The 14,393-nt window shown below is 71.8% G+C and carries 12 protein-coding genes; 6 read left to right on the forward strand and 6 right to left on the reverse strand.

What is annotated here, in order from left to right; all coding sequences use genetic code 11:
* Positions 1 to 118 precede the first annotated feature (118 nt).
* A complete protein-coding gene (locus ACLBX9_RS11355) occupies positions 119 to 1,492 on the reverse strand; it encodes an MdtA/MuxA family multidrug efflux RND transporter periplasmic adaptor subunit (RefSeq protein ID WP_010685187.1) in 1,374 nt (457 codons plus the stop codon).
* 310 nt (positions 1,493 to 1,802) lie between these two features.
* Positions 1,803 to 1,970: a hypothetical protein gene (locus ACLBX9_RS11360; protein WP_191991988.1), complete on the reverse strand. Its 168-nt coding sequence runs from the start codon at positions 1,968 to 1,970 to the stop codon at positions 1,803 to 1,805.
* 383 nt (positions 1,971 to 2,353) lie between these two features.
* Between ACLBX9_RS11360 and ACLBX9_RS11365 the strand changes: the two genes are divergently transcribed.
* The 4 genes from ACLBX9_RS11365 to ACLBX9_RS11380 all read left to right on the forward strand — a co-directional run bounded on the left by ACLBX9_RS11365 (position 2,354) and on the right by ACLBX9_RS11380 (position 6,873).
* The gene (locus ACLBX9_RS11365; RefSeq protein ID WP_447718997.1) at positions 2,354 to 3,508 is read left to right on the forward strand and encodes an aminotransferase; all 1,155 of its coding nucleotides are present in this window, start codon (positions 2,354 to 2,356) and stop codon (positions 3,506 to 3,508) included.
* An 81-nt stretch (positions 3,509 to 3,589) separates the two neighbouring features.
* The gene (locus ACLBX9_RS11370) at positions 3,590 to 4,093 is read left to right on the forward strand and encodes a DUF4112 domain-containing protein (protein ID WP_010685184.1); all 504 of its coding nucleotides are present in this window, start codon (positions 3,590 to 3,592) and stop codon (positions 4,091 to 4,093) included.
* Positions 4,094 to 4,691: 598 nt separating this feature from the next.
* The gene (locus tag ACLBX9_RS11375; protein WP_447718998.1) at positions 4,692 to 5,903 is read left to right on the forward strand and encodes an ABC transporter permease; all 1,212 of its coding nucleotides are present in this window, start codon (positions 4,692 to 4,694) and stop codon (positions 5,901 to 5,903) included.
* 427 nt (positions 5,904 to 6,330) lie between these two features.
* Positions 6,331 to 6,873 (forward strand): MucR family transcriptional regulator, encoded by a 543-nt coding sequence (locus ACLBX9_RS11380; RefSeq protein ID WP_010685182.1) that lies wholly within the window; start codon positions 6,331 to 6,333, stop codon positions 6,871 to 6,873.
* A 24-nt stretch (positions 6,874 to 6,897) separates the two neighbouring features.
* Here ACLBX9_RS11380 and ACLBX9_RS11385 read toward each other — a convergent pair whose 3' ends face one another.
* Positions 6,898 to 8,331 (reverse strand): FAD-linked oxidase C-terminal domain-containing protein, encoded by a 1,434-nt coding sequence (locus ACLBX9_RS11385; protein WP_010685181.1) that lies wholly within the window; start codon positions 8,329 to 8,331, stop codon positions 6,898 to 6,900.
* Between the two features lie 193 nt (positions 8,332 to 8,524).
* Here ACLBX9_RS11385 and ACLBX9_RS11390 point away from each other — a divergent pair, with 193 nt between their 5' ends.
* Both ACLBX9_RS11390 and ACLBX9_RS11395 read left to right on the forward strand, forming a co-directional pair.
* Entirely contained in the window at positions 8,525 to 9,562 is a 1,038-nt protein-coding gene (locus tag ACLBX9_RS11390; protein WP_039893859.1) for a KpsF/GutQ family sugar-phosphate isomerase, read from the forward strand.
* 312 nt (positions 9,563 to 9,874) lie between these two features.
* Positions 9,875 to 10,384 (forward strand): Hsp20 family protein, encoded by a 510-nt coding sequence (locus tag ACLBX9_RS11395; protein ID WP_447718999.1) that lies wholly within the window; start codon positions 9,875 to 9,877, stop codon positions 10,382 to 10,384.
* Positions 10,385 to 10,933: 549 nt separating this feature from the next.
* On the opposite strand, the gene ACLBX9_RS11400 is transcribed toward ACLBX9_RS11395, so the two are convergent.
* The 3 genes from ACLBX9_RS11400 to ACLBX9_RS11410 form a co-directional block, all read right to left on the reverse strand.
* Positions 10,934 to 11,974 (reverse strand): aldose epimerase family protein, encoded by a 1,041-nt coding sequence (locus ACLBX9_RS11400; RefSeq protein WP_447719000.1) that lies wholly within the window; start codon positions 11,972 to 11,974, stop codon positions 10,934 to 10,936.
* Positions 11,975 to 12,000: 26 nt separating this feature from the next.
* Positions 12,001 to 13,311, reverse strand: a complete 1,311-nt coding sequence (locus tag ACLBX9_RS11405; RefSeq protein WP_447719001.1) for a thermonuclease family protein — start codon at positions 13,309 to 13,311, stop codon at positions 12,001 to 12,003.
* A gap of 141 nt (positions 13,312 to 13,452) precedes the next feature.
* Entirely contained in the window at positions 13,453 to 14,388 is a 936-nt protein-coding gene (locus ACLBX9_RS11410; protein ID WP_010685176.1) for a hypothetical protein, read from the reverse strand.
* Between the last annotated feature and the right edge of the window lie 5 nt (positions 14,389 to 14,393).

Consider the following 14,393-nt stretch of genomic DNA (forward strand, 5'->3'; position numbering starts at 1 on the left):
GCCTTCATGAAGGTCACGCTACATCCGGAGATGTCGCTCCCCTCTCCCGACCCCTGCTGACGCAGGGGCCACCCTCCCCCGCAGAGGGGGGAGGGGGAGGGGAGCGCGAGTCCGGTTCTCACTGCGCCTGACGGCGCCGGTGCCGACGACCGCCCTCCGCTGCCCCTTGGGAATCTGCCGCGCCGGGCTGCACCTCGCCCTTGCCGTCCGGCTTCGCCTCAGCGGCCTTGCCGGCATCCGCCTGCGCGCCCTCGGTGATCCGCACCGGTGCGCCGTCCTTCAGCCGGTCGGTGCCGTCCGTGACGACCCGGTCGCCGGGGTTCAGCCCGGAGACCACCACCGTGTGGGTCCCGTCGGTCTCGCCGGTCTTGATCGGCCGGACCGTGACCTTGCTGTCCCCGTCCATCAGGTAGACGTAGGTGCCGGGCGTGCCCTGGAGCAGGCTGGAATTCGGCACCAGCGTCGCGCCCCGCACCGTGTCGACGGTGAGCTTGGCGTTGACGAACTGGTTCGGGAACAGCTCCTCGTCGGCATTGTCGAACAGGGCGCGCAGCTTCACCGTACCGGTGGTCGTGTCGATCTGGTTGTCGACCGTGTCGAGACGGCCGGTGGCGATCTCGTGGGCGTCGCCGCGGTCGTAGGCCCGCACCGTCAGCTTCGTGCCCGCCCGGACCTGCCGCATCACCCGCGCGACGTCGTCCTCCGGCAGGGTGAACACCACCGAGATCGGATGGAGCTGGGTCACCACCACGATCGCCGTGGAGGCGGCCGAGATGTAGTTGCCCTGGTCGACCTGACGCAGGCCGACCCGCCCGTCCACGGGCGAGACGATGTGCGTGTAGGCGATGTTGAGCTTCTGCTGGTCCACGAGCGCCTGGTCGGCCGCGACCGTGCCCTCGTTCTGCTTCACCAGCGCTCCTTGCGTGTCGACGTTCTGCTTCGAGATCGAGTCCTGCCGGTTCAGCGTCTGGTAGCGCTGGAGGTCGAGCTTCGAGTTCTGCAGCAGCGCCTGGTCGCGGGCGAGCTGGCCCTGGTACTGGGCGAGCAGGGCCTCGTAGGGCCGGGAATCGATCCGGGCCAGCTCGTCGCCCGCCTTGACCATCTGGCCCTCGCGGAACTGCACCTGCGTGAGATAGCCGCTGATCTGCGACTTCACCGTCACGGTGGCGAGCGGCGTCACCGTGCCGAGGCCCTGCAGCACCACCGGCATGTCGCCGGTCGTGACCGACGCGATGCCCACCGCCTGCGGCATGTCGGCGCCGCCGTGCCGGCCGCCGCGGCCGCCGGTCCGGTGGGCGGTGGCGGGCTCCGCGCCCTTGTCGGTGCGCGCCTCGTACCAGCGGTGGCCGATCGCCCCGGCGCCCGCGAGCAGCACGAGGATGACCAGCCAGCGGATCGGCCGGAACCGCCGCCGCCGGACGTCGCGCACCGGCGCCTCGCCCGGCTGGTAGGCGCGGGCCGTGTCGGTCCGGATCGGTGAACTCTCGTTCATGCCTGACTAGAGCACAGGACGGTCACCTGCGCGACCGTCGGCACCCTATCCCTCGCTGTCCAAGCCCCCGGTCCGATCGCCGCGGCGCCGCACCCTGCTGCGCCCCGGAAACCCGCGTCGGCGCCGCCGTCCCTCCCGGGCCGACGATTCCGATCCCGCACGCGGGAGCATAAGCCCATAAAGCTGTCCGGCTCCCGAACGGCTCCTTACCGCGGCGACATGTTCGCTCTGCGCTGTCACCGAACGGGTCCGTCACTGGACACGGCGCATCGGTGCCTGCCCAATGCGCCGTCACTAGGGCGGCGACGTTTCACTCGTGTTGCTGAGGTCCGCCGGCCGGGTCCGGCGCCGCGTAGGCCCGCAGCACGGCGCGGAACGCGTCGTCCACCGGCGTGACCGCCACGGCGCGCCGCAGACCCACGCCGAGGCCGCCGATCAGCAGGGCCAGGAGCAGGCAGACGGGGAGTTCGCGTGGCATCGTCCGCATCGTCGCATCCGGGGCGGCGGCCCGGTGATCGGGGCAGCCCGCCCCGGACATGACGAAAGGGCCACCGGCCCGCAAGCCGATGGCCCTTCGAGAGGACCGGAGCGGCACCCCGCTGACGGGGCGAGGGGGCGAAGCCCCGTCGGCGAGAACGCCGCTCCAGCCGTGTCATTAACCTACGATACGAGTGATGAATGTCAACATTCGTCAGCCGGTCGCTGCGCTGCCGAAAGGAGGTCTGTGCGGAGGCACACATTCCGCTCCGCGGCGCGCCCGTGCTACAGGCCGGCCATGTCGCGATCTGTCCTATCGGGATCTGCCATTCCGAGATCCGTCCTGCCGCAGCCCTCCAGGCCCGGCGCCGCCCGCCGCACCGCATGAACCCCGTCTTCGATGCCCTGCCCACGACGGTGTTCGAGACCATGTCGCGGCTGGCGCGGGTCCACGGCGCGATCAATCTCGGCCAGGGTTTCCCGGACGATCCCGGCCCGGAGGACGTGCGCGAGCGCGGCGCCCGGGCTCTGCGCGACGGCTGGAACCAGTATCCGCCGATGATGGGGCTGCCGGCCCTGCGGGAGGCGGTCGCCGCCCACTACGCCCTGCATCAGGGGCTCAGCGTCGATCCCGAGACCGAGGTGATGGTGACGTCCGGCGCCACCGAGGCGCTGGCCGGCGCGCTCCTGGCGCTGATCAAGCCCGGCGACGAGGTCGTGCTGTTCGCCCCCATGTATGACGCCTACCTGCCGCTGGTCCGCCGGGCGGGGGGCGTGCCGCGGGTCGTGGCCCTGAAGCCGCCGGCTTTCCGCCTGGACGAGGACGCGCTGGCGGAGGCGTTCGGGGACCGCACCCGGGTCGTGGTGCTGAACAATCCCCTCAACCCGAGCGCCACCCTGATGGCGCCGGACGACCTCGACCTGCTCGCCCGCTACTGCCGGCGTTTCGACGTGACCGCCCTCTGCGACGAGGTCTGGGAGCACGTGGTCTTCGACGGCGCCCGTCACCAGCCGCTGATGGCGCGGCCCGGGATGCGCGAGCGGACGGTGAAGATCGGCTCGGCGGGCAAGATCTTCTCGCTCACCGGCTGGAAGGTCGGCTTCGTGATGGCCGATGCCCGGCTGATGCGCGGCCTCGCCAAGGCGCACCAGTTCCTGACCTTCACCACGCCCCCGAACCTTCAGGAGGCCGTGGCCTACGGGCTGGGCAAGCCGGCCCCGTGGTTCGAGGCGATGCGGGCGGGCTACGCGCGGTCCCGCGACCGGCTGGCCGGGGGCCTGCGCGACCTCGGCTTCGCGGTGCTGCCGGCCCAGGCGACGTGGTTCCTCAACATCGACATCGCGGGTCTCGGCTACGCCGACGACGCGGCGTTCTGCGAGGCGCTCGTCACCCGGCACGGCGTCGCGGCGATCCCCGTGAGCGCCTTCTATCCGGACGCCGCGGTGCGCAACCTCGTCCGGCTCTGCTTCGCCAAGGCCGACGCCACCCTGGATGCGGCGCTCGACCGCATGGGCGGGCTTCCCGGGAGGCCGGCATGAGCGCGGCGGGCGCCGTCCTTGCGGGGATCCGATCGGGGGGCCACATCGTTGGGAGCGATGGCTTTCCGACGGACCCCGATCATGGACTTCACCCAGGCTGCCCGGGCCGGGCGTTTCTCCCGTGCCGAGACCTTCGCCGAGACCTTCCCGGGCGACGCCCGCGCGGCCCATCGGCCACCCTTCCTGTCGGCGGATCTCGGCCGCGAGGCGAGCCTCGCCCGGCTGGAGACGCTGGCCCACCTGATGGACACGGCCTTCATCATCCCGGGCATCAACCGCCGGGTCGGTCTCGACGCGGTGATCGGCCTCGTGCCGGTGATCGGCGACGTGGCCGGCATGGTGATCTCGTCCTTCATCGTCTACGAGGCCAAGCGCCTCGGGGCGCCGCGCTGGCTGCTGGCCCGGATGGGGCTGAACGTGGCCTTCGACGGGCTGATCGGCGCGGTGCCGGTGGCGGGCGACCTGTTCGACGCCGCCTTCAAGGCCAACCGCCGCAACGTCCGCCTGCTGCGCCGCTGGATGGAGCGCAGCGGCGGCCTGCGCCCCGCCGAAATCGACGGCACCGCGACCCGGCTCGAGGGCTGAACGGGTCTGGCCTTCATCGCGAGACAAGCCTTCACACCCCGCCGGGTGAACGGGTGGGCGCGGCTCCGCGCCACGTTCTCCTCGGTGGGCAGACGGTTCGCACGGCGTGTGTACCGACGCGGCGTCAGGATCGAGCGCAGATCCCCTCTCCCGTGCGGGAGAGGGACAGGGTGAGGGGTGGGACGTGTCAGGATCAGGCGCTGCCTGAACGCGCCGCGATGGCGTGCCCGCTCCGGAAACGTCTGGTCGCTCACCCCAACCCTCTCCCGCACGGGCTACCGGATTCACACGTCTCGGTCTGGCGCCAACGCTTTGAAAAAAGGGCGCTTTCCCCTCCCCCTTGCGGGGAGGGGTCAGGGGGTGGGGGTGGTGCAGAAGGCACCGCGGCGCTCGATCCTGAACCACCCCCACCTCCAACTCCTCCCCGCAAGGGGGAGGAGAGAGCCCAGCGGCCTGCGACGTGTGAACATCGTAGCCCGCTCGGGAGAGGGGGCGCGGCGCGATCCGTCACCAGCGTCAGCCTTACGCGCAGACCTGCGGCCACCGGCGCTCGCCGAGGAACGGACAACCGCGCGGACCGACTTGGGAGCCCCCAGCGATGAACGAGGTCGCCCGCTCCGGCGAGAGCGAGGTCGTGCCGGCGCCGATGCCCGGTGCCCAGCCGCTCGTGCTGCGCCCGGACGAGGGGGCGCCCCCGCCCCTGACCCCGGCGGGACGCCGCGGGCTGTCGCCGCTCAACCGGCGCCGGCTCGACAATTTCCGCCGCAACCGCCTCGGCTTCTGGTCGTTCCTGATCTTCGCCGGGTTGTTCGTCCTCAGCCTGTTCGCCGAGTTCATCGCCAACGACCGCCCGATCCTCCTGTCCTACAAGGGCGAGTGGCTGGTCCCCGTGCTGGTGGACTATCCGGAGGAGAAGTTCGGCGGCTTCCTCGCGGTGACCGATTACCGCTCCCCCGAGATCCGGAAGGAGATCGCCGAGAACGGATGGGCCCTCTGGCCGCCGATCCGGTTCTCCTACGACACGATCAACGAGGACCTGCCGACCCCCTCCCCCTCCCCGCCGACCTGGATGCTGTCGGACGCGCAGTGCCGGCCCGTGGCGGAAAAGCTCGGCGGCGCGACCTGCGCCGACATCCCCTGGCACTGGCTCGGCACCGACAACACCACCCGGGACGTGCTGGCGCGGGTGATCTACGGCTTCCGCATCTCGGTGCTGTTCGGCCTGATCCTGGCCGCGGTCTCGTCGGTCATCGGCGTGATCGCGGGGGCCGTGCAGGGCTATTTCGGCGGCTGGGTCGATCTCGCCTTCCAGCGCTTCATCGAGGTCTGGGGCGGCATCCCGACACTCTACCTGATCATCATCATCTCGGCCTTCATCGCCCCGGGCTTCTTCGTGCTGCTCGGGATCATGCTGCTGTTCTCCTGGGTGGCGCTGGTGAGCGTCGTGCGCGCCGAATTCCTGCGGGCGCGCAACTTCGAGTATGTCAGGGCCGCCCGGGCGCTCGGCCTGTCGAACATCCGCATCATGGCGGTGCACCTGCTGCCGAACGCCATGGTGGCGACGCTGACCTTCCTGCCGTTCATCCTGAACGGCTCGATCACCACGCTGACCTCGCTGGACTTCCTGGGCTTCGGCCTGCCGCCGGGCTCGCCGTCCCTCGGCGAACTGCTCGCCCAGGGCAAGGACAACCTGACCGCGCCCTGGCTCGGGCTGACCGGCTTCCTGGTCATCGCCGTGATGCTGAGCCTGCTGGTCTTCGCCGGCGAGGCGGTGCGCGACGCGTTCGACCCGCGCAAGACCTTCGCCTGACCACCGTCGCCCGGACGTCCCCGCGCCCGACCGCCGGTCCGCGGGGCCGAACCGAATGACGCATGCGACGCGTTCATCGCGGACTTTTGCGCGAAGATTGTGCCGCTTTTTCAACAGGACCGAAAAACGGTGCCGCAAGACCGTCTAGAAGGCCGGCTCTGCTCGCGGGTAAAGGTCTCTGCCGTCAACGAAAACCCGGCCGGCGGATCCGCCGAGCATTCACAGATTTGACCGGGACAAATCGCTTTGGAAGAGCCCTTATTGTGCCGTGAATGCAACCTTGCCCTGTAAGCCAAGGCCCATGATGCATACTTAGACTTTTGGCTGGGCACAGGGAATTGTATGGATCACCTTGCATTTTCCAGGCGGTGTCTTAACTCGCGAAAAGAGGGGACCTCATCAGGCTTCGTTGCCAAGGAAAGAGAGAATGTCTGACGCTGCGCCGACATCCCAGATGGATTACATCGAACAGACCGTAGACGTCGTCGCGGCCTACGTTTCCAACAACTCGCTGCCCTCGGCCGAACTGCCGCTGCTGATCGCGAGCATCCACGAGGCGCTGCATTCGATCGGGTCCGGTCCGGCCGCGGTCGTCGACGAGAGCGTGGAGCGCCCGACACCGGCCCAGGTCCGCAAGTCGATCCGCCCCGACGGTCTGATCAGCTTCATCGACGGCAAGTCGTACAAGACCCTGAAGCGCCACCTGACCAAGCATGGCCTGGATCCGCAGGGCTACCGCGAGCGCTACGGGCTGCCGAGCGACTACCCGACGACCTCGGCGAACTACTCGGCGCAGCGCTCGGCCCTGGCCAAGAGCCTCGGCCTCGGTCAGCCCGGCCGCGCCCAGCAGGGTGGCAAGGAGGAGGCCGAAGCGGTGGAGGCAGCCCCCGCCCCCGCGGAGAGCCGCCGCAAGGGCGGGTCCGCCTCGGCCAAGGGCCGCGGGTCCAGCCGCAAGGTCGAGGCCGCCTGAGCGGCCCCGGACGGGCGGCCTGGATCAGGCCGCGATCCGTCCCTCCAGCGGGAAGACCTTGGCGGGGTTCAGCATCCAGTCCGGATCGAACACCGCCTTGACCCGCATCTGCTGCTCGAGATCGACCTGATCGTACTGGAAGCGCATCAATTCGCGCTTCTCGATGCCGACGCCGTGCTCGCCGGTGAGACAGCCGCCGACCTCGACGCAGAGCTTCAGGATCTCGTCGCCCGCTTCCTCGGCCTTCTGCAACTCGCCGGGCCGGTTGATGTCGAACAGGATCAGCGGGTGCAGGTTGCCGTCGCCGGCGTGGAACACGTTGGCGACCCGCAGGCCCTTCTCGGCGCAGATGGCGCCGATCCGCTCGAGCACCGGCCCGAGCTGGCCGGTGGGGATCGTGCCGTCCATGCAGATGTAGTCGGAGATCCGGCCGGTGGCGCCGAAGGCCGACTTGCGGCCCTTCCAGATCGCGGCGGACTCGGCTTCCGAGCGCGAGACCCGCACGCTGGTCGGGCGGAATCCTTCCGCGATCCGCTCGATCCGCGCCAGCATGGCGTCGCACTCGGTGTCCGAGCCCTCGACCTCGATGATCAGCATCGCCTCGGCGTCGCGCGGGTAGCCGGCCTGGGCGAAATCCTCGGTGATCAGGATCGCCTCGCGGTCCATGTACTCGATCGCCACCGGGATGATGCCGGCCGCGATGATCGCCGCCACGCAGTCGCCCGCATCCTCGACCTTCGAGAAGCCGACCAGCACCGGCCGCGCCCCTTCGGCCGCGCGCAGGATCCGCACGGTCGCCTCGGTGACGATGCCGAGCTGCCCCTCCGAGCCGCAGACGAGGCCGAGCAGGTCGTAGCCGCCGCTGTCGAGGTGCTGACCGCCGATCTCCACCACGGTGCCGTCGTTGAGCACCAGGGTGACGCCGAGCAGGTTGTTGGTGGTCACGCCGTATTTCAGGCAGTGCGCGCCGCCGGAATTCATCGCGATGTTGCCCGCGATGGTGCAGGCGAGCTGGCTCGACGGGTCGGGGGCGTAGAAGAAGCCCTCGTGGGAGACCGCTCCCGAGATCGCCAGGTTGGTGATGCCGCTCTGCACCCGGGCGGTGCGGTTGGCGAAGTCCATGTCGAGGACCTTCGTCATCTTGCCGACGCCCAGGATGATCGCGTCGGCCTGCGCGATGGCGCCGCCCGCGAGCGAGGTGCCGGCACCCCGGGGCACGACCCGCACGCCGTTGGCGTGGCAATAGGCCATGACGGCCGCGACTTCCTCGGTGGTCGAGGGCAGCACCACGGCGAGCGGCATCTGCCGGTAGGCGGTGAGCCCGTCGGTCTCGAAGGCCCGGCGCTCGTCCTCGCTCACCACCAGGGCCTCGGGCGCCACCAGGGGCGCGAGGCCGGCCAGGATCGCCTCGCGCCGGGCGAGGATGGCGGCATCGGGTTCGGGGAAGCGGATCGACATGGGGCTGGTGCCCTCGGTTACGTGTGGCGTGGCACCAGCATGGACCCGAGCGGGCGCGGCTTCAACCGGAGCGGGGTCGGCAAGCCTGCGGCCCTGCGTCGTCCCCGCGTCACATTTCAACCACGACGGCTGCCTAGCGTCGGCGCTCACGCTTCGCATCGCCGGCCCGGCCGCCGGGTTCAGAACGGAACCGATGAACGCTCCCGCCTCCAGCGCCCTGCGCGACGACCGCCGCGACGACAGCTTCGCGGTGCCGTCGGCGCACCTCGCCACCACCCGGGATCTCGGGATCCGAAGCCTGCAGCTCGGCATCGCCGCCCTGCAGGAGGCGAGCGCGGCGTTCCAGGGCCGGCTCGGCGCCGCCTTCGAGGAGGCGGTGCAGACGATCCTGCAGAGCAAGGGCCGGGTGATCGTCAGCGGCATCGGCAAGAGCGGGCATGTCGGGCGCAAGATCGCCGCGACGCTGGCCTCCACCGGCACCCACGCGTTCTTCGTCCACCCCACCGAGGCGAGCCACGGCGACCTCGGGATGATCGCCCGGGACGACGTGATCATCGCGCTCTCCTGGTCGGGGGAGACCGCCGAGCTGTCCGACCTCGTGGGCTTCAGCCGCCGGTTCTCGATCCCGCTGGTCGCCATCACCCGCAACGGCGAGAGCACGCTGGGCCGCGCCGCCGACGTGCTCTTGGAACTGCCGCGGGTGCGGGAATCCTGCCCGCACGACCTCGCGCCGACCTCCTCCAGCCTGATCCAGCTGGCGCTCGGCGACGCGCTCGCGGTGGCGTTGCTGGAGCGGCGGGGCTTCACCTCGGCCCGGTTCCACACCCTGCATCCCGGCGGGACCCTGGCGGCCCGCCTGAAGACCGTGCAGCAGGTGATGCACGGCCCCCAGGACATGCCGCTGGTCAGCGAGACCGCGCTGATGTCCGAGGTGCTGATCGAGATCGCGGCGCGGCGCTACGGCTGCGTCGGCGTCACCGACGCGGCCGGCCGACTCGTGGGCATCGTCACGGACGGCGACCTGCGCCGCCACATGGGCCCGGCGCTCCTCGACACGCCGGTCTCGGCGGTCATGACCCGCGACCCGATCACCGTCGAGCCGCACAAGCTCGCCCAGGCGGCCCTGGAACTGATGAACCGCCGGCTGATCACGGCGGTCTTCGCGGTTGCGGACGGGCGGCCGGTGGGCATCGTCCACGTCCACGACCTGCTGCGCGCCGGCATCGCCTGATCGGAGCCGACACGGGCCCCGCCCTCCCCTCCGCGGGGTGAGAGGGCGCGGGATGTCGGGTGCGCCCCATCGGGCGACGATGCCGAGCCCGATATGTGAGGCCGCACGCTTCTACGGGAGGGAGATCCGCAGATCCGGCTGCGCCGCCCCCATCCCCCGCGTCGAGCCCCGAAAAATTTCGCCTCAGCCCGGGAACCCACGCCCAACCCGCGACGTTTCGCGCGTGCGAGGCCCGAAACCGGGCTCGCCTTGGGCGCCGGACACGGTGTCCGGCGTCGCTTGTAGTCACGTTGCTCGTCGGAGGATGTGGTTATGAGGACTTACGACGTTTCGCCCCTATTCCGGTCGTCGATCGGGTTCGACCGGCTGTTCGAGCTGCTCAATCAGGCTGAGCGCGTCGAGACCACCGCGGCCTGGCCGCCCTACAACATCGAGAAGGTCGCCGAGGACCAGTACCGCATCACCATGGCGGTGGCCGGCTTCACGCCCGATGAGATCGAGCTCATCCAGCAGGACACCACGCTGCTGGTCTCGGGCCAGAAGGCGGCGCCGGAGGGGGAGCGGCACTACCTCCACCGCGGCATCGCGGCGCGCACCTTCCGCCAGACCTTCAACCTCGCCGAACACGTGAAGGTCGTCGGCGCAAGCCTGGAGAACGGCCTGCTCACCGTCGCGCTGAAGCGCGCGGTGCCGGAAGCCCTGAAACCCCGGCGCATCGCCATCGGCGGCGTCCCGGCCACGTCCGGGCAGGACAATGCGCCGACGCGGATCGCCGAAGCCGAGGTTGCCGGAAGCAAATCCGTCCAGGCCAAGGCTGCCTGATCGGCCGACCGATCGGCCGCCCGGGCTTCCCAAGCCCGGGCCACTCCCACCTGAGCCGATGGCATTCCCCCTGCCGTGCGCGGCCTTTGGCGGCGCCCTGCCCGATGCCGGCGCTACCCCGGGTCCTGGCCGGCCTGCTAGCCTATCGGGCTTTGCCTGGCTCGGCCTTGCGATCGCGCGGGCCGGGCCGGGCCACGCGCCCCACCGGACAGCCTGGGACGCCGCGCTGCTGTCGCTCGCGGGCGCGTTTCGGCGTCCGATCCGCCCCACGTCTCGCGCTCCTCTGATGCGCGTGCGCATGATCGACGCGGAGACAACCATGCAGGATCCTGTTCAGGATCGTGTAGCCGGCTCCGGACACAGCGACCTGCCCGTCGGGACACCGGCCTGGGCATCCGCGCCTGGGCTGGCCGGCCGCCGGGCCCTGATCCGGCGTCGCGGCCGCGCCGCGCGCAATCCCGTCCGCCCTCCTGGGCGTGACCGGCGCGGCGACCCGGAGCGGCGCAGCCAGCCGGATAGTGCGGCCGGACCGTTCGAGCGGGGACGGGCTCACGCCACCGAGAACCGGAACTCCGTGGTCGCCGCGAAGGTCTCGCCGGGCCGGAGCACCGCGGACGGGAAGGTCGGCCGGTTCGGCGCGTCGGGAAAACCCTGCGTCTCGAAGCAGACGCCGTCGCCGGATCGGTAGATCCGTCCGGAGGGTCCGATCAGCGTGCCGTCGAGGTTGTTGCCGGTGTAGAGCTGCAGCGCCGGTTGCGTGGTCCAGACGTCGAGGCGCCGCCCGCTGCCGGGATCGATGCAGGTGGCCGCCGGCCGCAGCGTGCCGGCCGGCCCGCGCAGCACGAAGGTGTGGTCGTAGCCCTTGGCGATGGCGAGCTGCGGATCGCCGTCCCGGATGTGCGCCTCCAGCCGGCGCGGCGTGCGGAAGTCGAACGGCGTGCCGTCGACCGGCCGGATCTCGCCCGTGGGGACCTGCGTGGCGTCCGTCGGGGTGAAGGCGTCGGCGTCGAGCCGAACCTCATGGCCCAGCACGCTGCCGGCGCCCTCCCCGGCGAGATTGAAGTAGCTGTGGTTGGTGAGGTTCAGGATTGTCGGCCGGTCGGTCGTGGCGGCGTAGTCGAGGCGCAGCACGCCCTCCCCGGGCAGGCTGTAGCGCACGCGCACCTCCAGATTGCCCGGGAAGCCCTCCTCGCCGTCCGGCGAGAGCCGGGCGAGCACGAGGCTCGTCGCGTCGGATCGCTCCACCCGCCACAGCCGCCGGCCGAAGTTCCGCGGCCCGCCATGCAGGGTGTTGGGGCCCTCGTTCACCGGCAGCCGGTAGGTGTGCCCATCGAGGCTGAAGCGCCCGCCCCCGATCCGGTTGGCGTAGCGGCCGACCACCGCGCCGAAGCTCGGGCTCACGGTCTCGTAGCCCTCCAGGGTGTCGAGGCCGAGGACCACGTTGGCGCTGCGACCGGCCCGGTCGGGAACCTCGATCGCCGTGACGGCAGCCCCGAAATCGATGACGGCGACGCGCACGCTCCCCCGGCTCAGGACGTGGCGCGCGACCGCCTGTCCGTCCGCTGTATGACCGAAGACCTGACCCGGCATGCCGTTTCCTTCCGGCCGAAGCCCGGTCAGCGCTTCCAGACGCCGAGCCGCTCGCTCCGGGCATGGTCCTCGGCGGCGACCAGTTCCGGGCTGGCCTCCGGCGAGGCGCGCCCGCCGCCGTTGAACAGCACCACCTCGGAGAGGTCACGGCCGTCCACGAGGCAGTTCATGGTCTGGCTGCCGGGGGCGGGCTGGCAGGTCACCGGCCGGCCGCCGATGTAGCGGGCGAGTTCCTCCGCCTGACCGCCCCGCACCCATTCGACGCCGAACAGACGCACGACCTTCCCGCCGACCTTGAGGGTGGCGGTGTCGACCACCTGGACCGGACCCGTCACGGAGTTCGGGGCGGGCGGCGTCGGGTCGGGCTCGGGTTCGCCGCCGGTCTCGGGCGGCGGCGTGACGGTATCGGGGGCGGACGGCGTCGCGGCGGGCGGTGCGGCCGGGGCCGCGCCGCTGGGAGTTGCGCTGCCGGGGGACGCCGTCTGGTCCGGGGTCCGCGCGGTGGCGGCCGGGCGCGCGGCCTCGGGCGGGCGACCCTCCAGGACGAGGCCCGCGGCGATCACCGCCACCAGGGCCGCCACGCTGGCACCCGTGAGCCAGCGGCGCTGGCGGTTGGCGCCCTCGTCGCCGAGGCCACCGCCGAAGCCGAGGCGATCGCGCACCGCCTCCAGGCGGTCGCGCACGGCCTCGCCGAACCGGCCGGGACCGCTGTTCCAGGCCGCGACCGGATCCGGCCGCCGCGAAGCGCCGGCCTCGTCGACGGCCGGGCCGGCGCCGGGATCGCCGACGGCTTCGACCGGCCGCGCGAACCGGCCGCGCAGGGTGGTCCGCAGGGTCGCGAACCGGCCGGCGGCGGTCTGCGCCAGCGCCCGGCCCTGCACCGAGGAGCGCTCCGCCAGGGAGCGCGCACGCTCGGACTGCGTCCCGACGAAGCGCGCGGTGGCTGCCTTCACCTCGTAGGCGCTGCTCAGGAGGGCCGAATCCCGCTGTTCCTCGGCCTGCGGGACAGGCTCCGGCTCCGGCTCGGGCGGCAGGAACAGGGCGGGATGCCATTCCTGCAGCTCCGCGATCAGATCCGCGAGGGTCATCGGCTCGGCGGTTTCGCCGCGCCTGCGCACGGCCCCGTGTCGGTCGAGCACGCGGATCCCGGTCCCGGCCGCCTCCGGGGCCGTGGCGGCTTCCGCCAGGAGTTCGAGGGTCCGGACGGCCACCGGGCGGGGACGGGCGCGGACGATCTCGGCCCGGATCGCCGCGCGCAGGGCGGCGCGGCCGGGATCGTCGAGGGCCGGACGCGCCGGCTCCTCATCCTGTTTCGCCACCACCGTTGAAGACGTCATACACCCGATCCCGGCCCGACCCGCGCGGCGCAGGGCCTGCGCGGGAGCGCCTCGCTCAACGCCCGATCGCCGGGACGTATCCCTCGTCCGCGCCGCGGCGCAACCGGGCGCGCCACGGCCCGGGCCCCCACCCGGAGGCTCTTACGCCTTGCCGGGCGAGGGAGCCAGGGTGCCGGCCTGGAGGCTCCGGCGCAGGACGCGCCCGCTCTCCCCGATGATGTAGGGCCGGGTGCCCGCGAAACCCACCTCCAGGATCAGCTCGGCCTCGCCGCTGGAGACCGCGCCGCGACCGGGGTTGGCGGTGCGGAACGCCACGAGCGTGCGGATCGTGCAGGTCTCGGCGTCGCAGGCGGTGCTCATCGCCCGCGGCTCGTAGCGACGCTCGGGCCAGCGCTGGACGAAGCTGCGCTTCTCGGCGGCGAGGCCCGCCGTCGTGACCGGCCGGCCGTAGAAGCGGACGCGCGTCGCGTACAACCGGTTCGCGGCCCCGACCATCGTGTCGACCGGGCCCGAGACGGTGGCGAGATAGTCGGCGGTCAGGGTCCGCGCCGCGGCGGCACGCTCGCCGGAGACGGCCGGTGCCATCGGCCTCGTCGGAGCGGTCGGCACCGCGGCGAGGCGGTGCGCCGCGTGGGCGTGGCGGCGGAGTGCCTCCCGGGCCGGCGGCCGCTCCGGGGCGGCCCGATCCGGAGCGCGAACCCGGGTCGCGGCGGCCTTCGGCTGCGCGCGGGATGCCGTCCCGGCGGCCTGCCGGACGGGCGCAGGATCGCGGTTCCCGTCGTCCCGGTCCTTCGCCACCGTCTGAGAGCCCTGTCGGCCGGCCGAATCCTGCGCGGGCGCCGCCACGGACGCGCGCTGCGGTGGATCCACCCAGGCCGTCTGCGGCGCCCCCGTCTGCTGCTGGGCCGAGGCCGCCCCCGCCAGAGCCAGCGGAAGCAGCAGGCCGAGCGCGAGGGCTTTGGGCGCGAAGGCTTTGGGCGCGAGGACTCGGGGCGCCAGGACTTGGGGCGCCAGGACTTGGGGCGCCAGGACTCGGGGCGCGAGGACTTTGGGGCGGTGGGAAACGGTGGCGGGCATCGGTG

Source organism: Methylobacterium sp. A49B (assembly GCF_053346215.1).